The organism is Micromonospora sp. NPDC093244, assembly GCF_040683695.1.
Lineage (GTDB): Bacteria > Actinomycetota > Actinomycetes > Mycobacteriales > Micromonosporaceae > Micromonospora.
This window is the reverse complement of sequence record NZ_JBFBEO010000001.1, coordinates 728,648-755,635: the sequence shown is the minus strand read 5'-3', so window position 1 is coordinate 755,635 and position 26,988 is coordinate 728,648. Positions and strand designations below refer to the sequence as shown.

20 protein-coding genes are annotated in these 26,988 nt (G+C 72.1%); 10 read left to right on the top strand and 10 right to left on the bottom strand.

The window, feature by feature from the left end; genetic code table 11:
* Window positions 1-329 precede the first annotated feature (329 nt).
* The 3 genes from AB0N27_RS03505 to AB0N27_RS03495 are packed head-to-tail and all read right to left on the bottom strand — an operon-like array spanning window position 330 to window position 3,363.
* On the bottom strand, window positions 330-1,280 hold the full coding sequence (locus tag AB0N27_RS03505) for a VWA domain-containing protein (RefSeq protein WP_364362787.1): 951 nt from the start codon (window positions 1,278-1,280) through the stop codon (window positions 330-332).
* Window positions 1,277-2,278, bottom strand: a complete 1,002-nt coding sequence (locus AB0N27_RS03500; protein ID WP_364366015.1) for a DUF58 domain-containing protein — start codon at window positions 2,276-2,278, stop codon at window positions 1,277-1,279. The genes AB0N27_RS03505 and AB0N27_RS03500 overlap by 4 nt, the downstream gene beginning before the upstream one ends.
* Entirely contained in the window at window positions 2,257-3,363 is a 1,107-nt protein-coding gene (locus AB0N27_RS03495; RefSeq protein ID WP_364362786.1) for a MoxR family ATPase, read from the bottom strand. The genes AB0N27_RS03500 and AB0N27_RS03495 overlap by 22 nt, the downstream gene beginning before the upstream one ends.
* A 241-nt stretch (window positions 3,364-3,604) precedes the next feature.
* Here AB0N27_RS03495 and AB0N27_RS03490 point away from each other — a divergent pair, with 241 nt between their 5' ends.
* From AB0N27_RS03490 to AB0N27_RS03480, 3 genes are all read left to right on the top strand, one after another.
* The gene (locus AB0N27_RS03490; RefSeq protein WP_357989361.1) at window positions 3,605-3,835 is read left to right on the top strand and encodes a hypothetical protein; all 231 of its coding nucleotides are present in this window, start codon (window positions 3,605-3,607) and stop codon (window positions 3,833-3,835) included.
* 224 nt (window positions 3,836-4,059) lie between these two features.
* A complete protein-coding gene (locus AB0N27_RS03485; protein ID WP_364366012.1) occupies window positions 4,060-4,587 on the top strand; it encodes a PH domain-containing protein in 528 nt (175 codons plus the stop codon).
* 34 nt (window positions 4,588-4,621) lie between these two features.
* Window positions 4,622-6,022 (top strand): PH domain-containing protein, encoded by a 1,401-nt coding sequence (locus tag AB0N27_RS03480; protein WP_364362785.1) that lies wholly within the window; start codon window positions 4,622-4,624, stop codon window positions 6,020-6,022.
* A 36-nt stretch (window positions 6,023-6,058) separates the two neighbouring features.
* On the opposite strand, the gene AB0N27_RS03475 is transcribed toward AB0N27_RS03480, so the two are convergent.
* Window positions 6,059-7,093 (bottom strand): phosphatase PAP2 family protein, encoded by a 1,035-nt coding sequence (locus tag AB0N27_RS03475; RefSeq protein ID WP_364362784.1) that lies wholly within the window; start codon window positions 7,091-7,093, stop codon window positions 6,059-6,061.
* Window positions 7,094-7,220: 127 nt separating this feature from the next.
* Here AB0N27_RS03475 and AB0N27_RS03470 point away from each other — a divergent pair, with 127 nt between their 5' ends.
* The gene (locus AB0N27_RS03470) at window positions 7,221-7,625 is read left to right on the top strand and encodes a hotdog domain-containing protein (RefSeq protein ID WP_139583813.1); all 405 of its coding nucleotides are present in this window, start codon (window positions 7,221-7,223) and stop codon (window positions 7,623-7,625) included.
* Complete coding sequence (locus tag AB0N27_RS03465; protein WP_364362783.1) at window positions 7,622-8,452, top strand: MBL fold metallo-hydrolase; 831 nt, start codon at window positions 7,622-7,624, stop codon at window positions 8,450-8,452. The genes AB0N27_RS03470 and AB0N27_RS03465 overlap by 4 nt, the downstream gene beginning before the upstream one ends.
* Here the strand turns inward: AB0N27_RS03465 and AB0N27_RS03460 are convergent.
* Both AB0N27_RS03460 and AB0N27_RS03455 read right to left on the bottom strand, forming a co-directional pair.
* Window positions 8,449-9,384 carry a PfkB family carbohydrate kinase gene (locus AB0N27_RS03460; protein ID WP_364362782.1) on the bottom strand — a complete coding sequence of 312 codons (936 nt, stop codon included), beginning with the start codon at window positions 9,382-9,384 and terminating at the stop codon, window positions 8,449-8,451. The two genes, AB0N27_RS03465 and AB0N27_RS03460, sit on opposite strands and share 4 nt — an antisense overlap.
* Before the next feature lie 98 nt (window positions 9,385-9,482).
* Window positions 9,483-10,628 (bottom strand): XdhC family protein, encoded by a 1,146-nt coding sequence (locus AB0N27_RS03455; protein WP_364362781.1) that lies wholly within the window; start codon window positions 10,626-10,628, stop codon window positions 9,483-9,485.
* Between the two features lie 324 nt (window positions 10,629-10,952).
* Here AB0N27_RS03455 and AB0N27_RS03450 point away from each other — a divergent pair, with 324 nt between their 5' ends.
* Entirely contained in the window at window positions 10,953-12,050 is a 1,098-nt protein-coding gene (locus AB0N27_RS03450; protein WP_364362780.1) for a lytic polysaccharide monooxygenase, read from the top strand.
* Window positions 12,051-12,128: 78 nt separating this feature from the next.
* Here the strand turns inward: AB0N27_RS03450 and asnB are convergent, their stop codons facing one another.
* Window positions 12,129-14,090, bottom strand: coding sequence for an asparagine synthase (glutamine-hydrolyzing) (gene asnB, locus AB0N27_RS03445; RefSeq protein WP_364362779.1), 1,962 nt, complete (start codon window positions 14,088-14,090; stop codon window positions 12,129-12,131).
* A 135-nt stretch (window positions 14,091-14,225) separates the two neighbouring features.
* Between asnB and AB0N27_RS03440 the strand changes: the two genes are divergently transcribed.
* The 3 genes from AB0N27_RS03440 (at window position 14,226) to AB0N27_RS03430 (ending at window position 19,796) form a co-directional block, all read left to right on the top strand.
* Window positions 14,226-15,707: an aminopeptidase P family protein gene (locus AB0N27_RS03440; RefSeq protein ID WP_364362778.1), complete on the top strand. Its 1,482-nt coding sequence runs from the start codon at window positions 14,226-14,228 to the stop codon at window positions 15,705-15,707.
* Window positions 15,708-16,073: 366 nt separating this feature from the next.
* On the top strand, window positions 16,074-17,852 hold the full coding sequence (locus AB0N27_RS03435) for a right-handed parallel beta-helix repeat-containing protein (RefSeq protein WP_364362777.1): 1,779 nt from the start codon (window positions 16,074-16,076) through the stop codon (window positions 17,850-17,852).
* Between the two features lie 303 nt (window positions 17,853-18,155).
* Window positions 18,156-19,796, top strand: coding sequence for a hypothetical protein (locus AB0N27_RS03430; RefSeq protein WP_364362776.1), 1,641 nt, complete (start codon window positions 18,156-18,158; stop codon window positions 19,794-19,796).
* Window positions 19,797-19,880: 84 nt separating this feature from the next.
* Here AB0N27_RS03430 and pulA read toward each other — a convergent pair whose 3' ends face one another.
* The 3 genes from pulA to AB0N27_RS03415 all read right to left on the bottom strand — a co-directional run bounded on the left by pulA (window position 19,881) and on the right by AB0N27_RS03415 (window position 26,506).
* A complete protein-coding gene (gene pulA, locus AB0N27_RS03425; RefSeq protein ID WP_364362775.1) occupies window positions 19,881-25,382 on the bottom strand; it encodes a pullulanase-type alpha-1,6-glucosidase in 5,502 nt (1,833 codons plus the stop codon).
* A gap of 108 nt (window positions 25,383-25,490) precedes the next feature.
* The gene (locus tag AB0N27_RS03420; RefSeq protein WP_364362774.1) at window positions 25,491-26,165 is read right to left on the bottom strand and encodes a cellulose binding domain-containing protein; all 675 of its coding nucleotides are present in this window, start codon (window positions 26,163-26,165) and stop codon (window positions 25,491-25,493) included.
* A 77-nt stretch (window positions 26,166-26,242) separates the two neighbouring features.
* The gene (locus AB0N27_RS03415) at window positions 26,243-26,506 is read right to left on the bottom strand and encodes a hypothetical protein (protein WP_364362773.1); all 264 of its coding nucleotides are present in this window, start codon (window positions 26,504-26,506) and stop codon (window positions 26,243-26,245) included.
* On the opposite strand from AB0N27_RS03415, the gene AB0N27_RS03410 reads away from it, so the two are divergent.
* Window positions 26,493-26,954, top strand: a complete 462-nt coding sequence (locus AB0N27_RS03410) for a hypothetical protein (RefSeq protein WP_364362772.1) — start codon at window positions 26,493-26,495, stop codon at window positions 26,952-26,954. The two genes, AB0N27_RS03415 and AB0N27_RS03410, sit on opposite strands and share 14 nt — an antisense overlap.
* The last annotated feature ends 34 nt before the right edge of the window (window positions 26,955-26,988 follow it).

Here is a 26,988-nt window from a genome sequence, read left to right as displayed (position 1 = left end):
GTGGCCGGGCCGATGGTCAGCCCCGCTGAGCCACGACTCAGTCTGGCGAGCTGACCCCGCTCCGCTCCCCCACCGCCCCGGCCCACACCGGGGTGCGTGCGCCGCGCCGTCCGATCCTCCGGACGGTCGCCGGGAGCCGCCCGGTCACGACTTCGTGTGCGCGTCCCCACCCCCTGCGGTCCGCCCTGCCCCGCGGACCGTCCAGCCGCCACCCGGAGCCGTCCATGAGCCGCTACGTCGCCCCGCTGGGCTTCACCCTCGCCGCCGTCTGGGTGGCCGTCGTCTTCGTGCTGGCCGGCGGCGGTCACTGACCACCGCCGGCCGGCGCCTCAGAGCATCCGTGACGACCAGAGCAGGCTGAGCGCACCCGCGCAGAGCGCCAGCAGCAGCGCCACCCCCGCGTACCACTGGGTCACCTCGCGGGGCTCGGTCCGGAAGCCGATCGAGCTGCCCATGTCCTGGTAGACCTGCTTCAGCTCGCTCACCGAGGCCGCCTCGTAGAAGTAGCCCTCGGTGGTCTCGGCCAGCTCGGCCAGGGCCAGCCGGTCCACCGGCACCCGCTGGAGCTGCCCACCGATGTCGACCTGACCGGTGTCCGTGCCGAACGCGATTGTGGAGACCGGCACGTTCGCCGCCTGGGCGGCGGCCGCCGCCTCCTCCACCGACCGGCCGGACGTGCGGAACCCGTCCGAGAGCAGCACGATCCGGGCCGGCGGGATGCCGGCCGCGCCGTCGGCCGGCACCGACCGGATCGCCTCCAGGCAGGTGAACACCGCCTCGCCGGTCGCGGTCGCCTCGGCCAGCACCAGACCGTCGATGGCGGCGGTCACCGCGTCCCGGTCCTTGCCCGGCGGCACCAGTACGTTCGCGGCCTTGGCGAACGACACGAGGCCCAGGTTGTAGCTCTCCGGCAGCTCGGCGACGAACTGCTTGGCCGCCTCCTGCGCCGCCTCCAGCCGGTTCGGCGCCACGTCGTCGGCCTGCATCGACAGCGACACGTCGATGGCGAGCATCACGGTCGCCCGCTCCAGCGGCTCCTTCGTGTCCACGGCGGGCCGGGCCAGCGCGGTGGCCAGCACCAGCAGGCAGAGCAGGAACGCCGTCGCCGGCACGTGCCGACGCCAGCCCAGCCCCTTGGGCGCCACCGTACGCAGCAGGTCCACGTTGGTGAACCGCATCGCGTACGCCCGGCGGTGCATCTGCCGCCAGACGTAGAACGCGGCGAGGGCGAGCACCGGCAGCACGGCCAGCAGCCACCACGGTTGCAGAAAACGGATCATCGTGTCGTCCCCCGGGTACGCGCGTGCCGCTGCGCGGCGACGAAACGCACCATGTCCAGCAGCCAGTCTCGATCGGTACGCAGACGCAGGTGGGCCGCGCCGGCACCGCGCAGCGCGGCGGCGATCGCGGCCCGCTGGGCGGCGGCAGCCTCGGCGTAGCGCTGCCGCAGCCGCGGGTCGGCGGTCTGCACCTCGTGCAGCTCACCACTCTCCGGGTCGACCACCGGCAGCACCCCCACGTCGGGCAGCTCCAACTCGCGCGGGTCGACCACCTCGATCGCCAGCACGTCGTGTCGTACGCGCAGCTTGCGCATCGGCCGGGACCACTGCTCGGCCGGGGCGAGGAAGTCCGAGACCACCACTGCCACGCCGCGACGGCGGGGCGGGCGGTTGAGCATCTCGATCAGGGCGCCCAGGTCGCCCCGGCCGGGTTGGATGGCGGTGCCGGCGACGGCACGCAGCAGGCCCTGGGCCTCCTTGCGGCCGGAGCGGGCGGGCAGCCGGGTGAGCACTCCCGGCCCGGGCGGCGGTGGTCCGCCCCGCCAGCGTCGGGCCGGGGCGGACGCGCCGCCGCCGGTGCCGATCACGGCGCCGATGCGGTTGCCGCCCCGCACGGTCAGGTGGGTGATGGCGGCGGCTGCTGCCACCACGACCTCGCGTTTGAGCCACTGCCCGGTGCCGAAGTCGAGGCTTGCCGACAGGTCAAGTGCCAGCCAGGTCTCCAGTTCCCGGTCGGCGACCGTACGCCGCACGTGCGGCGTCGTGGTCCGTGCGGTGACCGGCCAGTCCATCCGCCGTACGTCGTCCCCGGGCCGGTACTCGCGCGACTCCCCCGCCTCGCTGCCCGGACCGGGGAGCAGGCCCGCGTAGTCGCCCTGCAGGAGGCCGTCGAGCTTGCGGGTGACGAGCAACTGGAGCCGGGACAGCACCGCCTCACTGCGGTCAGCGAGAGGGGCGGGGCGAGGGGTGGGTGAGGTCACGGGCGCTGCCCGGGCCAGCCGGCGCCCGGCGGCGGGGCTGTCGACGGGGTGGCCTGCTGGCGGGGAGCAACCGCCGGCAGCGGGATGGTGGACATCACCCGGTGCACGATGTGGTCGGCCGGCACGTCGTCGGCGAGCGCGTCGTAGCTGAGCACCAACCGGTGCCGCAGGATGTCCGGGGCGATGTCCTGCACGTCCTGCGGCAGGGCGTAGTCGCGGCCACGCAGCAGCGCCAACGCGCGGGTGGCCCGGACCAGCCCGAGCGAGGCGCGGGGGCTGGCCCCGTACTGGATCAGCTGGGCGACGTCCGGCATGCCGTGTTCGGCGGGGGCGCGGGTGGCCAGCACCAGGCGTACCGCGTAGTCGACAAGCGCGTTGTGCACGAACACCTGGTCGGCCTTGCGTTGCAGCGCGATCAGCTCGGGGGTGTCGAACACCGCCGTCGGCTCGGGCGCGGCCACGCCCATCCGGTAGACGATCTCGCGCTCCTCGGCGTCCGTCGGGTAGCCCACCACGATCTTCATGAGGAACCGGTCCCGCTGCGCCTCCGGCAGCGGGTAGACGCCCTCCTGCTCGATCGGGTTCTGGGTGGCCATCACCAGGAACGGGTCGGGCACCCGGTGACTCTCCCCACCGATGGACACCTGCCGCTCGCTCATCACCTCGAGCAGCGCCGACTGCACCTTGGCCGGCGCCCGGTTGATCTCGTCGGCGAGCAGGAAGTTGACGAAGACCGGGCCCAGCTCCACGTCGAACTTCTCGCTCGACTGCCGGTAGATCCGAGTGCCCATGATGTCGGCGGGCACCAGGTCCGGGGTGAACTGCACCCGGGCGAACGACCCGCCGACGACAGTGGCGAGGGTCTCCACGGCCAGGGTCTTGGCCACCCCGGGCACCCCTTCGAGCAGGCAGTGACCGCGGGCGAGCAGCGCGACGAACATCCGCTCCACCATCCGGTCCTGCCCGACGATCACCCGTTTGATCTCGAACAGCGCCTTCTCCAGCAGGCTGGCGTCCTGCGCGGGAGTCGTCACCGGAGCGGGTTTCTCCGGGGCCGACGCCCCGTTCGGCGTCGGAGCGTCGGGCGTGGTCGGCTGGGCCACCGGTCCTCCACAGCGTTCGTTTGTCGTCGCGGCTGGTGCGGTATCAAGACTCGCACGCCTTCCTGAGTGTCGAGGGGGGGAGAAGCCGATTTTCGCCGCGCCGTCCTCGACGGCCGAATCGCCCGTGACGGGTGGACACGGACCCGCCTGCCGCGTGTACGATTCACCCCGTCGCCGGGCGGCTCCCCCCGTGGCCGCCCGGCGCTCAAGCTCTCCGTCGCGTCGCCCTAGACTGGCCGCGATGAGCATCCCCTCCCCGGCCGATGAGCCCCTGGTCTGCTCGGCACGAGGGTGCCGCGCCGCCGCCGTCTGGGCCCTGGAGTGGAACAATCCGCGCCTGCACGACGCCGACCGCCGCAAGACCTGGCTCGCCTGCGCCGACCATCGCGGCACTCTCGGCGACTTCCTGGACGCCCGCGGCTTCCTGCGCGCCGTCACCGCGGTGCCAGGATCGCCTACCCTCGACATGTGAGCGGCGACCCACCGGCTTCCCCCGGCCCCACCTTTCCGTCCCAGCCGCCCGCTCCGGGCGCCCCACCGGCCGTCGAGCCGCCGCCCGGCGCATTCCCGGCGCCCGGCACGCTCGGCCCGGACCCCACCGCGCCCGACGTCTCGTCGCCCGCCCCCCTGCCACCGGGCGCGCTTCCGCCGCCCGGGCACCGGCCGGGTCCCACCACCGATCAGCACGCGCCCGACCTGCCGGCGCCCGGCCTCCTACCGCCCGGGCCGGTGGGGCGCGGGCCGCTGGAGCCCTGGCCGGACACGGTCCAGTGGCAGTCGATCTCCACGGACCTGATCTGGGTGGAGCTGATCCGGCTGGCGATCGTGGTGGCCATCGGGCTGGCGGTCACGGCGGTCGGCTGGGCGTTGAGCGGCCACTGGCTGTTCGGGCTCGCCCTCGCCGTCGTCGCGGTGCTCGGCCTGTGGCGTGCCGTGGCGATCGTCCGCGCCGTCCGGGCCTGGGGGTACGCCGAACGGGAGAACGACCTGCTCGTCCGGCACGGGCTGCTGGTCCGGCGGCTCTCCATCGTCCCGTACTCGCGGATGCAGTTCGTCGACGTCAGCGCCGGGCCGTTGGAACGCGCCTTCGACCTGGCCACCGTGCAGTTGCACACGGCGGCAGCGGCGAGCGACGCGCGGGTGCCCGGGCTACGCCCGGCGGAGGCGTCCCGGCTGCGCGACCGACTCACCGCCCTCGGCCAGGACCGGGCGGAGGGGCTGTGACGCCCCGAGCCGGCAAGCGTCGGAGGCCGCCGCGATGAGCGACCACCCGGCCGAGCCGCCCGTCGGCGCGCCGCCGCACCACACCGTCCCCCACACCTGGCCGACGCCGCCACCGGGTGTCGACGCCGAGCCACGGCAGCGTCTGCACCCCCTGAGCCCGGCGCTGCACGGCGCCAAGTCGCTGGTCGTGGTGATCGCCGGGCTGTCCTGGTCGACGCTGTCCCGGGTCGGCTTCGGGTGGTTCGCCGCCATGGTGGCGGTGCTGGCGCTCGGCGCCACAGTGCTGTCGGTGATCAGTTGGTACAACACGGGCTACCACGTGGTGGGCCGCGAACTGCGGGTGCACGAGGGGCTGCTCTGGCGGCGTACGCGGGCGATCCCGCTGGAGCGTCTGCAGGCCGTGGAGGTGGTCCGGCCGCTGCTCGCCCAGCTCACCGGCCTGGCCGAGCTGCGGCTGGAGGTGGTCGGTGGGGGCAAGACGGAGGCGCCGCTGGCGTACCTCGGGGTGGCCGACGCGGCCCGGCTGCGCGAGCGGCTGCTGGCGTTGGCCGGCCGGGTGGCCCAGCCGTCCGCGCCGGACGCCGCGCCCTCGACCACGGCCGGACCGGCCCCGGCTGTCGTGCCGGGTCGGCCCCTGCACGCGGTACGCAACCGGGACCTGCTGGTCAGTCAACTGCTCACGCCGCAGGCGTTCCTGCTCCCGTTCGGCGTGGCCTTCGTCGTCGTGCAGTTCCTCACCGCCGGGTCGTGGTCGTTCGTCGCGGTGGCCAGCACGGTGACCGCGATGGCGGGTGTGCTGCTGCAGCCGATCCGGCGGGTCCTGGACGACTGGAACTTCCGGCTGGGCCGCGACGGCGGCACGCTGCGGGTGCACAACGGCCTGCTGGAGACCCGGGCGCAGACCGTGCCGCTGGAACGGGTGCAGACGGTGCGTGCCACCTGGCCGCTGCTGTGGCGGGTGAACGGCTGGCTGCGGCTGCGGCTGGAGGTGGCCGGGTACTCGCTCGCCGAGGCCGACGACCGCAACCGGCCGGACCGGCTGCTGCCGGTGGGTGACCTGCCGACGGCGGCCACGATCGTCGCCGAGGTGCTGCCTGGCGTACGCCTCGACGGGCTCGCGCTGACCCCACCGCCGCCCCGCACCCGCTGGGTGCACCCACTGGGCCGGGGAGCGCTCGGCGCGGGTCTGTTCGACCGGGTGTTCGCGACCCGCTCGGGGCTGCTCACCCGGCAGTTGGTGATCGTGCCGTACGCGCGGATCCAGAGCGTGCGGGTGGTGCAGGGGCCGGTGCAGCGCCGGTTGGGGCTGGCCACCGTCCATGCGGACACCGCCGGCGGGGCGGGTGCCGCCGCCGAGGACCGGGACGTGGCCGAGGCGTGGGCCCTGGCGGCCGAGCTGACCGCCCGGGCGCACGCCGCCCGCCGCCCGACCTAGTCCCCCACCCCGCCGCCCACCGGGTTGATCATGAAGTTATCGCCGCGACACGCCGTCCGCGCTGGCAACAACTTCATGATCGACGGGGTCGGCCGGTGGGGGTGGGGGTTGGGGTGAGCGGCGGGTCTGGCGGGCCCTCCAGGCCCGCTCGGCCAGGCCGACCACCAGGAAGGTCATCCCCACGTACGCCCAACCGACCAGCACGTCGATCACGTAGTGCTCGCCCGAGTAGACCAGGGTGAAGGTCATCGCCAGCGGGTACGCGAGCAGCAGCGGCCACCAGCGGCGACGGGTGGTGGTCAGGAAGAACAGCACCACGAACAGCGCCCACGCGGTGTGCAGCGACGGCATCGCGGCGACCGGGTTCGAGGCGATCTGACCGGCGTTGAGGACGTTGCCGGCGCCGTGCATGCCGAACGCCTTCCAGCCCCGCGTGGAGATCCGTGCGACCTCGGTGAGCAGCCCGTTCTGCGCCGCCCACCACGGCGGGGCGGCCGGGTAGAGGAAGTAGGTCACCAGGCCGGCGGCGCAGAGGAAACCCCAGCGCCGCATGTACGCGGCCCAGCGGTGCCGGTCCCGCAGCCAGAGCACGGCGGCGGCGGCCAGTGCCACCACGAAGTGCGAGAAGTACACCCAGCTCGCGGCGACGTCCCACCAGTGCACCTGCGGGCGGTAGAGGTGTTCCTGCAACCAGACGGTGGGCACCTCGCCGCCGGTGGCCCAGCCGAACATGAACCGGTCGGCGACGATCAGCTCCATCGCGTGCGGGGTGGCGCCGTTGTCGGCGAACCCGCGCGAGAGGTTGTAGACGACGAACAGCAGCACCACGGGCACCCAGTCCCGGGCGAAGCGCAGGTGGCTGCGCCACGGCCGGTCGCTGTTCCAGGCGATCGTCGCCACCCAGATCCAGACGAAGGCGTACGCGGGGTCGGTGGGCAGCCCGATCGCCAGCCACGCGGCGACGAAGGCGACAGCCCAGATCGTCATGGCGACGACGCGCCGACGGCCCCCGTCGGGCGACGCGGGCGGGTCGGTCCGGGCGGGGGGCTGGGGGTCAGTCACGACGGCCATCGCGGTCAAGGTTAACGACGGATACGGCATCGACCGACGGGGACCACCCGTCGGTCGTTCCGGGCGGGCGCACCGGGATCACCGGGCGCGTGCTCGGCGGCCCGGATGAGCACCTAGGCTGACGACCATGCAGGAGCAGCCCGAGCCGGCCTTCGCGCCGGGTCTGACCGCCCAGGTCGAGTTGACCGTCAGTGACGCGGACACCGCCCAGGCGGTCGGTTCCGGGGACGTACCGGTGCTCGGCACTCCCCGGGTGCTGGCGCTTGTCGAGGCGGCCACGGTCGCGGCGACGGCGATCGGCATGCCCTCCGGGTCGACGACTGTCGGCACCCGCGTCGAGCTGGAACACCTGGCGCCGACGGTGGTCGGACGGACGGTCCGGGCGCAGGCTCTGCTGGCGACCGTCGACGGCCGCCGGCTGTCGTTCGAGGTCACCGTCAGCGACGGCGACCAGACGGTGGCCCGGGGCCGGGTGGACCGGATCCTGGTGGACCGGCAACGCTTCGTCGAGCGCGCCGGGCGGTCCTCGTGACCGCCGGGTTCGTCGAGGTCGCCGACCGGGTGTACGTGCGCGGCGAACCGCTGCTGGGGGTCAATGTCACGCTTGTCGTCGGGGCCGACGAGGCGCTGCTGGTGGACACGCTGTCCTCCGCCGCCCAGGCCGTCGAGCTGCGCGACGCCGTCCGGGAGGTCACCGACCGTCCGCTGACCGTGGTGAACACCCACCACCACTACGACCACTGCTTCGGCAACGCCGTCCTGGCCGGCGACCCACCCCGCCCGGTGTACGCGCACGAGCTGGCCGCCACGGCCCTGCGGGATGAGCCGGAACGGCTGCGCCGGGAGGCGTACGACGAGCTGCGTCACGATCATCCGTCGCTCGCCGCCGAGCTGGCCGCCACCCCGCTGCTCGCCCCGACGCACACCGTGCAGACCGAGACGGAGATCGATCTGGGTGGTCGGTCGGTGCTGCTGCGCCACCCGGGTCGCGGGCACACCGACGCCGACCTGGTGGTGCACGTGCCCGACGCGGATGTGCTCGTCGCCGGTGACCTGGTGGAGCAGAGCGGGCCGCCCGCCTTCGAGGACTCGTACCCCCTGCGCTGGCCGGACGCCGTCGCCGACCTGCTGCGGTTGACCACGGCGGGCACGGTCGTCGTGCCCGGGCACGGCGACCCGGTGGACGTCGAGTTCGTCCGCGCCCAGCACGCCGACCTGGTGCGGTTGGCCTGGCTGATCCGGGCCGCGCACACCGGCAGCGCGCCGCCCGAGCGGGTGGCCGCCGAGGCCCCCTTCGGCGCCCGCGCCGCCCTGGTCGCCGCCAACCGCGGCTACCTGGAACTGGACGGCACCGCCTAGGCCCCGAAGCGGCGGTCGACGTCGGCGCGGGTGGGCATGGCGGTGGCGCCGCCCGGGGATTCGCAGACCAGGCCGGCCACCCGCAGCGCGAACGCGACACGCGCGATCCAGCCCTGCGGGTCGGTCGGTTCGCCGTCGACGAGCAGGTCGGCGATCAACGCGGCCATCACCGAGTCCCCCGCGCCCGTGGCGTCGATCGCGTCGACCTTGGGCGCGGGCACGAGGACCGGGTCGGCGTCGCCGGCGGCGAGCACCGCGCCGGCCGCGCCGAGCGTCACCACCACCGTGGCGGCGCCCAGCTCACGCAGGTACGCGGCCACCCCCTCGGCCGGCTCGCCCGGGTAGAGCAGTTGCGCGTCGGCGCCGCTCAACTTCACCACGTGCGCGCCGGCTGCGAATTCGGCCACCACCTCGCGCAGCCCGGCCAGCGCGGCCGGCCCGTCCAGCAGCCGGGGCCGTACGTTCGGGTCGAAGACCCGCAGCCCGGTGGCGAGTGACCAGGCGCGGCGGGCGGCGGCCAGGGTGGAGGGTCGTAGCAGCACCACCGAGCCGCAGTAGAGCACGTCGGCGCCCTCCATCAGCGCCAGGTCCAGGTCGTCGGGGCCGAGCAGGCTGTAGGAGGGCGGCTCGCCGTAGAAGCGGAAGTCGGGTTCCGGGCCGGCGAGGGTGACCACGGCCAGCGAGGTGGACGCCGGCGCGGTCACCGCACCGGTCAGCCCGACGTCGGCGGCGGCCAGGAACGCGCGGATCCGGCCGGCGAGCACGTCGTCGCCGAGCGAGCCGACGAACTGTGCCGCGCCGCCGAGTCGGGCCACCCCGACCGCGACGTTCAGCGGGCCGCCACCGATGGCCTGCCGGTACACCCGTTCCCCGTCGCACTCGCTGTCGATCAGGTCGACGAGCGCCTCGCCGAGCACCACCGCGTACCCCATGCCGCCCTCTTTCGTCCGTCGCGGGCCGCCACCGGCCGCCGCACCAGGCTGGCACAGCCGGCGGCCCGGCGGGCGGGGAAAGGCGACGCAACGCCGCGCTACGCCGGCTCGTGGATCGGCCCGGCGAGCGCCGCCAGCGGCCGGCCGGACCCGCCCCACCGGGCCGCGACGATCTGCGCGGCCACGCTCACCGCGGTCTCCTCGGGGGTACGACCACCGAGGTCCAGCCCGATCGGGGAGGCGAGCCGGGCGAGCTGGGCGGTGCTGAGTCCCGCCTCGCGGAGCAGCTTGTGCCGCTCGTCGTGGGTGCGCCGCGACCCCATCGCCCCGACGTACGCGAGTCGGTGGCGCAACGCCAGCTCCAGCAGCGGCACGTCGAACCTCGGGTCGTGGGTGAGTACGCAGACCACTGTGCGTCCGTTGACCCGCCCGGCGTCCAGCTCGGTACGCAGGTAGCGGTGCGGCCACTGCGCCACGACCTCGTGGGCCTCGGGGAACCGTCGTGCGGTGGCGAAGACCGGCCGGGCGTCGCAGACGGTGACCCGGTAGCCCAGGAAAGCGCCGATCCGGACCACTGCGGCGGCGAAGTCGATCGCCCCGAAGACGATCATCCGAGGTGGTGTGGCGTAGGCGGTCACGAAGAGGCTGAGGCCGAGGCCGAGGCGTTGACCGTGGTACCCGTACCGCAGCAGGCCACTGTGGCCGGCGGCGAGCAGCCCGCGGGCGTCGGTGGTGGCGGCGTCGTCGAGCCGGTCGTCGCCGAGCGAGCCGGTGACCTCGTCGGCGGTGAGCACCAGTCGCCGGCCGAGCCGTCCGGCCGGATCGGCCGGTGCCGCCCCCTCGCCGGCGTCGGCCGCCACGCAGGTGATCACCGCCGCCGGCTGTCCGGCGCGGCGGGCGGCGGCGACCGCCTCCAGCTCCGTACGACGGCCGGGGCCGATCCGCTCCACGAACACGTCGAGCACGCCGCCGCAGGTCAGTCCCACGGCGTACGCGTCGTCGTCGCTGACGCCGTAGCGGGTGAGTTCGGGTGCGCCGGTGTCGAGGACCCGGCGGGCGCGTTCGTACAGGTCGGCCTCGACGCAGCCGCCGGAGACGCTGCCGGTGACGGTGCCGTCGGCAGCGACAAGCATGGCGGCGCCAGGTGGTTGTGGCGCGGAGCGCCAGGTGGCCACGACCGTGGCCAGGGCGACCGGTTCGCCCGCGTGGCAGCGGCGGTGCATCTCGTCGAACACGTCCGGCACGCGCCGCCTCCGCCTTAGGTCCCTATTCTTCCTTTTTGGCAGGATATGCCGCAGACGGTGGCGCTGCGGGTGGTCCAACACATCGAGGATCGGCTATTGCGTGCCGGTCGGGCGGCATGGTGGGATGACGCGTACCGGGCGGTGCGAGGGCTGCCGCGCCGCCGGTTGCCGGGTTGTTCGACGCGAGGGCGCCGGTCCGTGACAGGACCGCTGATGGCGCGCGTCCATTGGCCGCTTCCGGCCGGACACGTCGCCGTGATCGCCACATCCCACCCGATTGGGCGGGGCGTCTCGGGCGGCACGCCTCGCGAGTCAGGAGATCCCGTGAACCGTTCCCGTACGGCCGCGTTGCTCACCGCGGCCCTTACCCTCGCCCTGGGCGCCGTCGCCCTGGCGTCGAGCCCACAGCCGGCCGCCGCGCACGGCGCCGCGATGACCCCGGGCAGCCGCACCTACCTGTGCTGGCAGGACGGCCTGAGCCCGACCGGCGAGATCCGGCCCACCAACCCCGCGTGTTCCGCAGCCGTGGCGCAGAGCGGGGCGAACTCGCTCTACAACTGGTTCAGCGTGCTGCGCTCGGACGCCGGCGGTCGCACCACCGGCTTCATCCCGGACGGGCAGCTGTGCAGCGGTGGCAACTCCGGCTACCGCGGCTACGACCTGCCGCGCACCGACTGGCCGCTGACCCACCTGACCTCCGGTGCGCGGCTGGACTTCCGGTACAGCAACTGGGCGCACCACCCGGGCACCTTCTACTTCTACGTGACGAAGAACAGCTGGAGCCCGACCCGGGCGCTGGCCTGGAGTGACCTGGAGGAGCAGCCGTTCCTCACGGTGACCAACCCGCCGCAGAGCGGCGCGGTCGGCACCAACGAGGGGCACTACTACTTCAGCGGCAACCTGCCGTCGGGCAAGAGCGGTCAGCACATCATCTACTCCCGCTGGGTCCGCTCGGACTCGCAGGAGAACTTCTTCGGCTGCTCCGACGTCGTCTTCGACGGCGGCAACGGTCAGGTGACCGGCATCAAGGGCGGTACGACGTCGCCGACCCCGACGCCTACCACCCCGACGCCCGGGCCGACCGACCCGCCGCCCACCACCACCCCGCCGCCCGCGGGTGGTGACTGCATGGCGGTCTACAAGGTGAGCAGCGCCTGGCAGGGCGGCTTCCAGGGCGAGGTCACGATCATGAACCACGGCAGTACGCCGTTCAACGGCTGGACCGCGAGCTGGACCTGGCCCAACGGGCAGTCGATCAGTCAGATCTGGGGTGCGACGCAGACGTCGTCCGGTTCCTCGGTGACAGCCACGAACGTCGCCTACAACGGCACTGTCGCACCGGAAGGCACCACGACGTTCGGCTTCCTGGCGAGCACGTCAGGAACGAACGGACTCCCGACGGTCACCTGCGCCCGTCGCTGATCGACCTCCACTAGTTGATCAAGAGGTTTGCGTCACCGGAGTCAATCCGGATGACGCAAACCTCTTGATCGACAGGAGCTAGCGGACCATGGAGCCGACCACCGGCTTCGTGAGCAGGGCGGACTGGTTGCGCTGGATGCCCGGATCGAGGGTCTTCGCCACGAAGATGGCGTGCCAGATGCAGAAGATCAGCACCGTCCACACCTTGCGGGAGTGGTCGGCCTCCTCCCGCTTGTGCTCGTCGAGCAGCCGCAGCGCGTACGACAGGTCGAGCAGGTCACCGGCCCCCGAGGTGCTCAGCACGTGCCGGGCCCACTCGTACATCTCCCCGCGCAGCCAGACCCGGGTCGGGGTCGGGAAGCCCAACTTCTTGCGGTTCACGATGGCCGGCGGGACGACACCCTGCAACGCCTGACGCATCGCGTACTTGGTGGCGTCCGAGCGCGGCGGCAGCTTCAGGTCCACCGGGATCTTCGCCGCCACGTCGAACACCTCGCGGTCGAGGAACGGCACCCGCACCTCCAGCGAGTGCGACATCGAGATCCGGTCGGCCTTGACCAGGATGTCGCCGCGCAGCCACGTGTAGAGGTCGACGTACTGCATCTTGGTGACGTCGTCCAGTTCGGTGCACTCGGCGTAGATCGGGGCGGTGACGTCGGTGTAGCGCACCGAGGGGTCGTAGCGACGCAGCAGGTGCTGCTTCTCCTCCTCGGTGAACATCCGGGCGTTGCCGTAGTAGCGCTCCTCGATCGGCGTGGTGCCGCGCTCCAGGAAGCTCTTGCCCTTGACCCCCTGCGGGATCGCCTTGGAGACCGCCCGCAGGCCCTTCTGCACGCCGCCGGGAAGGCCGTTCACAGTGCCGAGGGACAGCGGCTCCCGGTAGATCGTGTAGCCGCCGAAGAACTCGTCGGCGCCCTCACCGGACAGCACCACTGTGACGTGCTCGGCTGCCTTCTTCGCCACGAAGTACAGCGGCACCAGCGCCGGGTCGGCCACCGGGTCGTCCAGGTGCCAGACGATCTTCGGCAGGGCGTCGATCATGTCCTGCGGACCGATCTTGGTGGGGATGGTGGTGACGTCCAGGTGCCGGGCCGAGTCCTGCGCGACGTCGATCTCCGAATACCCAGGTACGTCGTAGCCGACGGTGAAGGTGAGGATGTTCGGGTTGAACTCGCGGGCCAGCGCGACCACCGCTGTGGAGTCGATGCCACTGGACAGGAACGAGCCCACCGGCACGTCGGAGCGCATGTGCATGCGCACGCTCTCGCGCAGCGTCTCCCGGATCTCGTGGTAGAGCTTCTGCTCGTCGTCGACCGGCGCCGGCCGGAACACCGGCCGGTACCACCGGCGTACGTCGATCCGCCCGCCCGGCGTCCAGGTCAGGTACTCCCCCGAGCCGATCCGGCTGATGCCCTTGTGCAGCGTGCCGGGCTCCGGCACGTACTGAAGCGTCAGGTAGTGGCTGAGGTTGGCCGCGTCGACACCCGCGTCGCCCTGGTAGTTGCTGTGCGCGAACGGCAGCAGCGCCTTCTTCTCCGACGCCAGGTAGAGCCCGTCGGCGGTCTCCAGGTAGTGCAGCGGCTTGATGCCGAAGTAGTCGCGGCCACCGAACGCGCGCCGCTCCTGCCGGTCCCAGATGACGAACGCGAACATGCCCCGCAGCCGGGTGAGCACCTGCTCTCCCCAGTAGTGGTAGCCGGCGACGATCACCTCGCCGTCACCGGCGGTGGCGAACTGCGCGCCGAAGTCACGGACCAGCTCGTCACGCAACTCGATGTAGTTGTAGATCTCACCGTTGAAGGTCAGCAGGTAACGGCCGTTCGCGTAGGGCAGCGGCTCGTGGCTCGACGCCACGTCGATGATGGCGAGCCGCTTGTGGGCGAACACTCCGTCCGCGTACCGGCCGGAGGCGTCGCCGACCACCTCGACCCCTGTCTCGTCGGGGCCGCGGTGGTGCAGGCATTCCAATGCTCCGGCGATGTGGTCGCGGTGCGCGGCGGCATTGCCGTTCGCGCTGAAGAAGGCCAGGAGTCCGCACATGGTGGTCATCTTCCCACGCGCGCCACGGGCCCGTCGCAGCCGTCCGTGCATCCGGAGCGCTCCCCGGGCGGCACCACCGCGAACCGGGCGCGCGGTACCGTCGGGACCAGCAACGAAGCGAAAGGGAGCGGCGCAATGACCGAGGGACGCACCGACGGTACGCCGGCGGACGGTACGGAATCGCACGATCCGGACTTCCCGGAGGCGTTCCTGTCCTTCATGCGGCAGGGCTGGCGCGACACGGCGCTGCCGGTGACGCCTCGGGCCGAGGTGCCCAACTACGCCAAGCGGCGGGCCGCGCTCTCGGCGGCCTTCCCCGGCGAGACGCTCGTCATCCCGACCGGCACCGAGAAGGTCCGGGCCAACGACACCGACCACCCGTTCCGGCCGGGCAGCGACTTCGCCTACCTGACCGGCGACCACGACCCGGACAGCGTGCTGGTGCTGCGCCCGACCGGCTCGGGGCACGACGCGACTCTGTACATGCGGCCCCGCTCCTCGCGGGAGACCGACGAGTTCTTCCGCAGCCGCCACGGCGAGCTGTGGGTGGGCCGGCGGCACACGCTCAGCGAGAAGTCCACGGAGCTGGGGCTGCCCACCGCCGACCTGACCGGCCTGGAGGCGGCACTGGCCGACCTGGCGCCGGGGCGTACCCGGGTGCTGCGCGGTTTCGACGCCCGGGTGGACGCCTCCGTCCGCCCGTACGACGGGGTCCGCGCCGAGGGGCAGCCGCCCCGTGACCGGGAGCTGGCGATCGCCATCTCGGAGATGAAGCTGGTCAAGGACGAGTGGGAGATCGGCCAGCTCCAGGACGCGATCGACGCCACCGTACGCGGCTTCGAGGACGTGGCCCGCGTCCTGCCCGCCGACCGGGCGGTCTCCGAGCGGCTGCTGGAGGGGGTCTTCGCGCTGCGCGCCCGGCACGACGGCAACGACGTCGGGTACGGCTCGATCGTCGGCGCCGGCGAGCACGCAACGATCCTGCACTGGGTGCACAACCACGGTGCCACCCGTCCGGGTGACCTGCTGCTCATGGACATGGGCGTCGAGGGCCGCAACCTCTACACCGCCGACGTGACCCGCGTGCTGCCGGTCAGCGGCCGGTTCACCGCCCTGCAACGCCAGGTCTACGACATCGTGTACGCCTCGCAGCAGGCCGGCATGGAGGCCATCCGCCCTGGGGTGAAGTTCAAGGACGTCCACCTGACCTGCATGCGGGTCCTCGCCGAGGGCCTGTCCGACCTGGGTCTGCTCCCGGTGAGCGTGGACGAGGCGATGGACGAGAAGTCGACCGTCTACCGGCGGTGGACGCTGCACGGCTTCGGTCACATGCTCGGCATCGACGTGCACGACTGCTCGAACGCCCGCAAGGAGACGTACCGCGACGGCGCCCTGGGCGAGGGCTACGTGCTCACCGTGGAGCCGGGTCTGTACTTCCAGCCGGAGGACGAGCTGGTCCCCGAGGAGCTGCGCGGCGTCGGTGTGCGCATCGAGGACGACGTGCTGGTCACCGCGACGGGTGCGGTGAACCTCTCGGCCGGGCTGCCGCGTACCTCGGACGAGGTGGAGACCTGGCTGGCAGAGCAGCGCGAGGCCGGCCCCCGCCTGCCCGGCTGACCGCGACACAAGCAACACCCGCAACCTCACGCCCGGGCCGCGACGTCTCACCGTCGCGGTCCGGGCCTGTCTCTGCGGCCCGACCTCGTCCGCCCGCCTCAGCGACGGCGATCCGACGACGTGATCCCCGGTGGGGACCTGGCACCTTCCGTCGGCGTTTGCGCTGCTCACACCCTTACCGCCACGCCGGCCGGTTCACCGGCTCCTGCCGCCACCTGCACCATATGCGGAGTTATCTCGGATAAGTCCACATCGCGAAGATGGTTCTCATACGGTGGGGATCGGAGGCTACAACCCGTTTGTAGCTGGTCGTGGCGCCTCGGGCGGTGCGATCCCGTCTGGTAGCAGGAAGGGCGGAAGGCTCTGATGTCCTACGACGTAACGAGTACCGACGGCGGGGCCTCGTCAGCTCCGCCGACACGACGAAGGCGGGCGCTCTGGGTCGCCGGCGTGGCCGGGCTGACCGGCGTGGTCGGCCTCGCGGCCCTCGGCGGCCTTGCCGCACGCGACGACAAGCCCAGCTCCGACCGGGTGTCCGACGCCCAGCCCTCGACCAACCGGCAGAACGCCAGCGACGCCGGGGACACCGCCGACGGCGGCAAGGAGGCCGGCGGCCGGGACGACGAGTGGGGTGGCGACGACTGGAGCGGCTTCGACGACCGGGCCGACAAGCGTGCCGAGAAGGACCGGGGTACGCAGGTCCCCTGCGACAGCGACAAGCTGATCCAGGCGATCACGTACGCGAACAACGCCAGCGGCGGCGTGCTGGAACTCGCCAAGGGCTGCACGTACATCCTGACCCGCAACCAGGACGGCAACGGCCTTCCGGTGATCACCCAACCGATCACCCTCAAGGGGGAGCACACGACGATCGGTCGTGAGGCCACCGCCGACTACTTCCGCATCCTCAACGTCGGCCCGGGCGGAGACCTCGTTCTCAAGGGTCTGAGCATCAAGGGCGGTCAGACCATCCAGCGCGCGATGACCGCGGACCCGGCGACGGTATGGGCGCCGTACTCGACGTCGGTCCGGAACACGACGGCCAAATCGGCCGCGGCCAAGCCGGCCACCGCGCCAGCCAAGCCCGCCGCAGTAGCCAAGCCGGTCGCGCCGGCGGCCAAGCCGACCACGGCGGCCGCCAAGCCCGCAGCGAAGCCGGCGGCCACGGCGGCAGCGAAGCCGGCGGCCACGGCGGCAGCGACCACGGCGGCCAGGCCCACGGCGACGGTGGCGAAGCCGGCGACGGCCGGGCCCGCGGCGGTACCGCTGGTGCAGGAGCCGGGGACCAACGACGGTGCCGGGGTGCTGGTGCAGCCCGGTGGCCGCGCGGAGATCCTGGACAGCGAGGTGCTCTACAACCAGTCCGGCGGCAACGGTGGCGGGTTGGCCAACTTCGGCAGCACCCGTCTCAGCAGGACCACGGTGGCGCACAACACGGCCTTCTTCCACGGCGGCGGCATCTTCAACGCCGGGGTGCTCCAGGTCGACGAGTCGAAGATCAAGGACAACACGGCAATCATCGGCGGTGGCGGTATCGCCAACGGCGCGGCCGGGATCTTCACCGAGGACGTCGACGGCGGCTCGGTGTGGGTCTACAAGAGCGAGATCACCGACAACGAGACGCTCGGCTTCGGCGGCGGCGTCCTGGACGTCGGGGGCACCACGACGCTGCACGAGACGACGGTCAGCGGCAACACGGCGGTCCTCGCCGGCGGCGGGGTGGCCGCGGCCGACAGCCAGCTCACCCTCGAGCAGGCCACTGTCGCGAGGAACAGCACCGCCGGTGTGGGTGGCGGCGTGGCGGTCGCCTTCGACAGCACCGCGACGATCGAGGACACCACCATCAGGGACAACACCGCCGGCTTCTTCGGCGCTGGCCTCTACAACGAGGACAGCGTCACCACGCTGCGCGACAGCGAGGTGGTGGGCAACCGGGCCATCGGGCCGTTCGGCAGCGGCGGCGGCATCTACAACACGGACGGCGGCGAGGTCACGCTGCGCCGGACGACTGTGTCGCACAACGTCGCGACCTTGCCGCCGGGCGGGATCTCCAACGGCCTCGGCAGCTTCGTACGACTGGACGACGAGTCTGCGGTGTCGGCCAACCGCCCCACCAACTGCCTGAACGTTCCCGGTTGCTTCTGACCGGAACGGGTGGCTGATCCACATAGAGGGCGCGCCCCTCCGAGCCGGTCTCCGGCGAGGAGGGGCGTACCCATTTGGGCTGCTCACGGGCCCGGCGACCGGCTTGGGGGGGCCGTCCCGAACCGGGGCTTCCGGACCCCTCCGGGCCCGCTACGAACCTAATGTGGGGTTGTTTCGGATAAGCCCGCGAGGCGAGGAACATTCTCATAAGTTGGTTTTGGGAGCTACAACCGATTTGTAGCAGGGGACGCCCGCCTGAGGGCGGCGACCCTGTCTGGTACGAGGAGAGGGCAGAGAGCTCCGATGTCCAACTACCTAACGAACAACGAAGCCTCCGGGCGGGCGGCGGCCAAGCGTCGCCGCAAGCTCTGGCTCGCCAGCGGCGTGGCCGGTTTGACGGGCGTGGTCAGTCTCGCGGCGGTGGGCGTCGCGGGCAGCGCCGGTGCGGTCGGCCTGAACTGGAACACCACGCAGGTGAGCAAGGACGGCGACCAGCGCGGCGACGAGGGCCGCGACTGGGACAAGGACAAGGACCGCGACCAGGGCCGGGACAAGGACCAGGAGCGCGGGAAGGAGGTGCCCTGCGACACCGACAAGCTGATCCAGGCGATCGTCTTCGCCAACAACAAGCACGGCGGTGTGCTGGAGCTGGCCAAGGGCTGCACCTACAACCTGTCCCGCAACGACTTCCAGGGCAACGGCCTCCCGGTGATCACCGAGGACATCACCCTCAAGGGTGACCACACGACGATCGCCCGGGAAGCGACCGCGGACTACTTCCGGATCCTCAACGTCGGCACTGGTGGGCACCTCACCATCAAGGGCCTGACCATCAAGGGTGGCCAGACCCTCGAACTGCTCGAGGCTGTCGAGCCGGCGGCCGTCTGGGCGTCCTACTCGGACTCTGAGGCGATCGCGGCTCAGGTGAAGGCGGGTGTTCCGCTGAACCAGGCGCTCACCGCCCGGCAGGCCAACCCGAAGGCGGGCCTGAAGGCGGCACCGAAGGCAGCGCTCAAGGCCGCGCCGAAGGCCCAGGCCGGCGTGGTCACGCCGCTCGTGCAGCAGCCGGAGCCCACCGACGGCGCCGGCATCCTGGTCCAGCCGGGCGGCACCGCTGAGATCCTGGAGTCCGAGGTCGTCCTGAACCAGTCCGGCGGCAACGGCGGTGGCGTGGCCAACTTCGGCACCACGCAGATCTGGCACAGCACCGTCACCCGGAACACCGCCTTCTTCTTCGGCGGCGGTGTCTTCAACGCCGGCCTGCTCAAGGTCGAGGAGTCGAAGGTCACCGACAACACCGCCGTGATCGGCGGCGGCGGCATCTCCAACGGCGCGGCGCCGATCTTCACCGATGATGTCGACGGCGGGACCGTCGAGCTGAAGAAGACGGAGATCACCGACAACGAGACGCTCGGCTTCGGCGGTGGCCTCCTCGACATCGGCGGCAACACCACGGCGTACGAGACGAAGTTCGCCTCGAACACCGCGGTCCTCGCCGGCGGTGGTCTGGCCGCGGCGGACAGCCAGCTGAACCTGCACCACGTCAGTGTCGAGAAGAACAGCACCGCGGGTGTCGGTGGCGGTGTGGCCATCGCCTTCGACAGCGCGGTCACGTTCGAGAAGAGCAGCATCAAGGACAACACCGCCGGCTTCTTCGGCGGCGGGCTCTTCAACGCCGACAGCGTCACCACGCTGCGCGACAGCGAGGTCGTCGGCAACCGGGCCATCGGCCCGATCGGGGTCGGCGGCGGCATCTTCAACATCTTCGGCGAGGTCACCCTGTCGAAGACGACTGTCGCCCACAACTTCTCCACCTTCGCTCCGGGCGGTGTCTTCACCTTCTTCGGCGAGGTGAACGTGGACGACAAGTCGGCGATCACGGCGAACCGTCCGACCAACTGCCTGGCCATCCCGGGCGGCACCATCGAGAACTGCTTCGCCTGATCACCCTCGGGTGACAGCAGCAGGACCCGAACACACCAGAGACCGGCCCCCTTCCGCACGACGCGGAAGGGGGCCGGTCCGTCGTCATTTCTGGACGAACACCGCCACGCTGCGCGCCGGCACCGTGAACGTGCCGGACGCCCTGTCGAACGCGGCAGTGCGCAGCACCGGGTCGGCCGACGTCAGCAGCACCGGGTGCAGTGCCACGTTCGCGCCGCGCAGACCTGCCACCGTCTGCGTCGCCGCCGTCGGGGTGCTGTTGAAGACGACTGCCAGCGACGTGTACGGGCCGCCCAGCCCGCGGGCGTCCAGGGTCATGGTGAGCACGCCCGGCGTCTCCCGCTCCCCGGACAGCGGGAACGCCACCCGCTGCTGCACCTGCGCGGCGGTGGCCAGCCCGAACACCGGCGACGACGCCCGGATGCGCAGCAGCTCGGCGTACCGTGCGTCGGTGGTGGTGATCGCCGCGCAGTCCGGCACCAGCGCCGGGTCGGCAAGCAGCGGCCTCGCGTACGACCACTTGTCCTCGTTGTCCTGCGCGGGTGGCAGGCCGGCGCCGAAGCCGTTGCCCTGTTCGCAGTTCCAGCGGATCTGGTTGAACCAGTCACCTGAGTTGTACGAGTTGCGGTCCAGCGACTTCGACCGCAGCCGTTCGGTGCCGGCGGTGACGAACCCGGTGCCCTGTCCCAGCACCACTGTGCCCAGCGCCAACACCTGCATCCGGGAGCGGTCCGCCGCCGAGGTGCCCTGCGGCAGTTTGTACGCCAGCGCGTCGTACAGGATCTCGTTGTCGTGCGCGTCGACGTAGGTGACGGCCTCCCCCGGCGCTGCGGTGTAGCCGGCCGGGGAGCCGTTGTAGTCCACCTGCGCGCCGGTGACCTGCCGTCCGGCGGTGTCGGTGAACCGGTATTCGCGCAGGTTGCCGGTGAGCCCGACCTTGATCAGGTCGTGGGCGTGCAGCAGGCGGGCCTTCTGCTCGGCCGCCGACCCGTTGACGGCGTCGCCGTTCGGGTCGGTGTAGAGCCCGGACGCGAAGCCCTGGACGCGCGGGTTGGCGTCGAACGGGCCGCCGCCGCGCACCGCGTCGCGCAGCCGGTCGTTGAAGGTGCCGATGCCGGTGCCTGCCATGTTGGCCTGGGTGGCCTGCACGAACCGGGCGTCGTTGGCGACCTCGCCGAAGTTCCAGCCCTCGCCGTACAGCATGATCGACCGGCCGTCCACGCCGTCGCGGGCGACCGTCAGCCGGTCGAGTGCCCTGCGGACGGCCAGGATGTTCGCCTTCGGGTGGTGCCCCATCAGGTCGAACCGGAAGCCGTCCACCTTGTACTGCCGCGCCCAGGTGACAAGCGAGTCGACCACCAGCTTGCCCATCATGGCGTGCTCGGGCGCGGTGTTGGCGCAGCAGGTGGAGTTGGCCACCGTGCCGTCCTCCAGCAGCCGCTGGTAGTAGCCGGGCACGATCTGGTCGAGCACCGACGTGTCGTCGGTGCCGGCGGCGGACGTGTGGTTGTAGACGACGTCCATGACGACCCGCAGGCCCGCGCCGTTGACCCCGGCGACCATCGAGCGGAACTCGGTGGTCCGCGCCGCGCCGGCCGGGTCGACGGCGTAGCCGCCCTCGGGCACCGAGTAGTGCAGCGGGTCGTACCCCCAGTTGTAGCCGTCGGTTTCGGCGACCGCCGCCACGCACTTCTGCTGCTCGGCCGAGTCCGGTGGCAGCGCCGCCAGGTCACAGGCCGGCTGGCGCTGGTCGGCGCGCTTCTCCGGGATGGTGGCGAAGTCGAACGCCGGCAGCAGGTGCAGGTGGGTGACCCCGGCGTCGCCGAGCGCCCGCAGGTGGGTCATGCCCGCCGTCCTCGGGTCGGTGAAGGCGAGGAACGTCCCCCGCCGTTCGGCCGGCACTGTGTCGTCGGCCATCGAGAAGTCCCGCACCGACAGCTCGGAGACCTGCGCCTTCGCGGCCGGTACCGGCGCCGGTTTGCGCAGGGTGCGCCAGCCGGCCGGGGCCAGCGCCGGGTCGTTCAGGTCGACGATCTGGCTGTGCGTGGAGTCCGCGGCGAGGGCCACCGAGTACGGGTCGGTCACCGAGGCGGTGACCATCTTCTGCGCCGCCGGTTGCCACGCCTGCACCTGGTAGCGGTAGTACTTCCCGACCCAGGTGTGGTTGCCGCGTACCGACCACACACCGGTGCGGTCGTCGCGGCGCATCGGCACCGTCGTCGGCTGCGCGGTGGGCGAGTCGAACAGGTGCAGCGCCACCGTGCGGGCCGTCGGCGCCCACACCGCGAGGCTCGGCGTACGGCCGGCGAACGTCGGGCCGAGCGTCGCGTCGGCGGCCCTGGCGTACACGTCGTCGAGCACGCCGGGGATCTGCACGCCTGTCGCGGCGAGCAGGGCACCGTCGGCGTCGCGCTCGGTGACGAGCAGCTGCCCCCGCAGCGCCGCCGGGACCCTGGCCAGGTCACCCCGGTCCAGCGTGAAGCTCCGGTACGACCACAGGTGCGGGAACGCCGTGCGTTGGGCCTCGGTGAGCCCGTTGCGCTGCGCCCGCAACGGCAGACTGGTGTACGTCCCGGCCAGCTCGCCGTCGACCACGCTGACCCCGCCGGCCGGCGCGGTGACCAGCGCGTACGTCTTCCCGTCGGTGGGTCCGGTCTGCCAGGCCACTGTGGACCTGTCGATCCAGTGCGCCTTCTGCCTGCTGATGTCGGTGTCCCCGCTGGCGCTTGTCGCGGTCGTCGGCAGCAGGCGGCCCGGGGTGGCGGCGAGCAGCCACACCTCCCGGCCGGCGCTGGCGAAGTCGAGCCGCTGGTCGTCGGGCAGGTCCTTGGTGTCGCCGTTGTGGATGATGTAGTTCAGCCCGGTGGCACCGGCCGCCAGCGGTACCCGGAACACCGCGCCGAACGCGTCGACCGAGCTCGGGCGCAGAGGGCTCGACCACTCCGTCGGGGTGGCCGCCCCGTCCCAGAGGTGCAGGCCCCAGCCGTCGTAGTTGCCGTCGGCCCGCCGGTAGTGGATCACGGCGGTGCCCTCCTCGACAGGTGGGGCCGGTTCACCCGCGGCTGCCTGCCGGGTCGGGTAGATCACCGGGTCGCCCTGCTTGAGCCAGATCTCACCTGTGGAGGTGACGTCGATGCTGCGGTCCTGGGCGACGTCCTTGGTGCCGTTCCTGTCGACCACCACGAAACCCACGGACTTCGCGCCCGGCTTGAGTTTCACCCACGCGAACCGGCCGTAGGAGTCCTCGCCGGCGAACGGCTGCCCCTTGGGCCACTCGGTGACGTACGCCGGGTCGATGTCACCCCACGCGTACAGACCCCAGTCGTCGTAGCCACCGGCGGGGCGCTGGTAATGCACCACCGCCCACTCCCGGGACTCGCCGAGCGGCGGCGTACCGACGACGGCGGTGGACCGGGCCGTGGCGGTGCGGCCCCGGCCGTCGCGGACCACCGCCCTGTACTCGACCCGGGTGCCCCCGGCCAGGCCGGTCAGGTCGTGCCGCACCGTGTACGGCGCGTGGTCGGCGCTGCCCAGCAGCGTCCACTTCCCGCCCGCGACCCGGGCGGCGACGGTGACTGTCGCGAGGGGGTCGCCTGTCACCTGGGCGGTGACGGCGGCCCGGGTGGCGACCGGCGCGTCCGGGGCGGGGCTGGTGATGGTGACACGCGGCGCGGCGGTCGGGCGCGCGATGGGGGTGCCGGCGCGGTGCACCACCGCCGACAGGGGCGGCACGGTGACTGTGAGTCTGCCGTCGGTGCCCGCCGTGGTGGTCTGGCTGCCGCCGTAGACGCCTGTGAAGGTGGCGCCGGCCGACCAGGTGTCCACCGTGACAGTCTGCGCGGTGTCGGCGTTGTTCACCGCCACCACGTACTCGGTGCGGTCGGCGGGGGCGATCCGGGAGGCGGCGAAGACACCCGGGCCGTCGGCGGCGTACCTGGTGACCTGTACACCGTCGCGCAGCGCCGGGTGCGCCTGGCGCAGCCGGCCCAGCTCGGCGATGGTCCGGTACAGCGGATGGTTCGTGTCGAACTGGTCGCTGGCGTGGGTGCGGTCCGTGCCGAGCAGGTCGTCGTCGAGGTAGTCGGGGACCTTCGACGCGAACATGTCCTGCCGGGCGTCCTTGTCCCCGCCGGGGCCGGTGAAGCCCTGCTCGTCGCCGGAGTAGACCACCGGCTGGCCACGGGTGAGGAACATCAACTGGTGGGCGAGCTGGTCACGCCGCAGGTGGCTGGCCGCATCGGTGCCACCACCGGCGATGAACGAGCCGATCCGGCCCATGTCGTGGTTGCCGAGGAACGTGGTCAGGCGACCGGCGTCGGTGTCCCGGGCGGCGTACAGGTCGTCGCGGGCGTACACGTCGGCAAGCGCCTTCGCCGAGCCGGCGCCGGCGGTGTAGCCCCGCGCGGCCTCCTGGAAGGCGAAGTCGAGGGTGGCCGGCAGGCCGCCCTGCCGGACGTAGCTGGAGGTGATCTCCGGGTCGGCGCTGTACACCTCGCCGAACATGAAGAAGTCCTTCTTGCCCGCCTTCTCGGCGGCCCGCTCGATGCCCGCGCTGAACTGCGGCCAGAAGTCCATGTTGACGTGCTTCACGGTGTCCAGCCGGAACCCGTCGACGCCTGTAGCGCCGATCCAGTCCCCGTACGCCTTGGTCAACCCTCGCACCACCTCGGGACGTTCGGTCCACAGATCGTCGAGGCCGAAGAAGTCGCCGTACTCGCTGTTCTCGCCGGCGAAGGTCGAGTCGCCCCGGTTGTGGTACATGGTGGCGTCGTTCAGCCAGGCCGGCACCTTCACCGTGGCGTCCGCCGGCTCGTCGAACGTCGGCGTGTACGGGAACGACTCCCGGTCGACCTGCGGGAAGGCGCGGCTGCCGTCGGCGTAGTTGCGGTCCTCGAACGCCCGTCCCTGCGCGTCGGTGTACGGCGAGGTCGCCTTGTCCACGTACGCGTACCTGTCCTCGGCGTACTTGATGACGTCTGCGGTGTGGTTGACGATCACATCGAGGTAGATCTTGATGCCGCGCTGGTGGGCGAGCCTGACCAGCCGCTTCATCTCCTCGTTGGTGCCGAAGTGCGGGTCCACCTGGGTGAAGTCGGTGATCCAGTAGCCGTGGTAGCCGGCCGAGACGTCGTCGCCCTCGCCCTGCACGGGCCGGTTCTTGAAGATCGGCGCGAGCCAGATGGCTGTGGTGCCCATCCCCTGGATGTAGTCGAGCTTGTCGATGACGCCCTTGAGGTCGCCGCCGTGGTAGAAGCCCTTGTCGGCCGGGTCGAGCCCGGTGCGGAGCCGATCACCGGTGAGGCCGCCTCGGTCGTTGCGGGGGTCGCCGTTGGCGAACCGGTCCGGCAGGACGAAGTAGAACTGCTCGGCGCGCGCGGAGGTGTCGCCCGCCTTCAGCAGCGCGTCGGCTGTGGGCTCGTCGCGCCACTGGACGGCGCCGGCGACGGCCAGGGCGTCGGCGTCGGACGGACGGCTGTCGTCGGTGGCGCCGAGCTGGCGCACCGCGACCGGGGCGCCGACGAGGGTGACGGTGAGCAGGGAGACGAGAGCCAGCAGGGCGGTGCGCGGTATCGGCGGGGGTTTCATCGACGCCTTCCTCTGGTGGATTGGCCGCACGCTAACCCTTGCCGAAACATTCTGCAATACCTTGCAAACATGGTCGCAACAAAGCAGCGTCCTTGCGGAAGCGGCGCGTCAGAAGCCGCTGCACCGCACCCCGTCGACAGTGCACCCCCGCGGCGTGACGGACGCCCGCTCCAGGTGGAACCGCAGCGCCGCCGACCCGTCGGGCGGCACGTCAACCCCGCTGACGTACGTGAAACCACCGTCGAACTGCCGCACCGTCCCCTGCGGCACGCCCTCCACCCAGGTCGTCACCAGCCGCCCACCGCCGGAGAACTCGAAGCGCACCGTCCAACCACGACGAACGCCCGACGCGTTGACGACAAGCACCTCACCGATGAACCCGCCGTCGAAGCTCTGCACCACCCGATACCGGCCACCGACCGCCGGCGCCTGCGCAGCGCGCGTGGCCGCCCGCGTCGGCGTCACCCCGGCCGTCGGTGCCCGCGACACCGCCGAACTGCTCGACGGCACCCCGGTGGCACGCGGCGACAGCCCCGGCAACAGCGCCGGCGACGACGACCCGGTAGGCGTCGGCGTCGGCTCCTCCGACGGCACCGCCGGCAGCGGCAACGCCGGCGGAGGCGAACCGGCGTCCGGCGCCGGACTACGCCCCCGGTACGCGCCCAGGGCCACGATGAGCAGCACCACCATCACCACGACACCGGCCAGCACCACGATCCACGGCGACGACGCGATGGCGACCGGACCACGGGACGGTCGACGGGCACGACGCATGCCGAACATGTACCTCCCTCAGCAGGCCGTCCGGGCAGCGTAGCGACCGACGGCCAGGCCCGGAAGCGCCGACGACGACCTGGCGATCAGCCGAGGCGGCAGGCCAGCCCGTTCACCGCGCACCGCAGCGGCCGGGAACCCGACTCGCCCCAGCCCAGCCGCAACCGCACCGTCCGGGTGTCGCCCGGGGCCAACGAACGGGTGCCCCGCAGGACGAACTCGCCGTCGCCCCGCCCCCACACAGAAACCCCCGAGTCGTCGTTCACCCGCAGGGCCCACACGTCGTCGTCGTACGTCAATTCCACCCGCCAGTCCACCGACTGGCCCGTGGAGTTCGTGACCGACAGCACCGCCGCGGTCCCGTCGCGGCCATCCGTACCGACCTCGTACCGCGCGCTCACCGTCCTCGCCGACGTCGAAGCCACGGCCGGCGCGCTCCCCCGCCCGGGCGACGGCGACGCCGTGGCGACCCGGGGCGACGGCGCCCGACTGCTCCGCGACGGCCGCGGCGACACCGTCCGCCGCTCCACCCCCGCCGGCGTCGGCCCACCCGTCGGCGACACCGCCGCCGGCACCGTCGGCAGGAACACCGGCGGCGCGGCGCGCGGCCCGTCACCCTTCTCCCGGGTACGGAACGACAGCAACGCGACCACCAACAACGCCACAAGCACACACACGCCGAGTAGCACCACGACCCATGGCACCGACGCCAACAGTCGAGCCGTCCGCGCCTCTGCCGCACCCTCCGGCCGCACCGCCATCAGGTCTCCCCTCGTCCCCACCGACGCGCCAGCGTAGCCAGCACCGACCGATCGGGCCGATCGGCCCACCC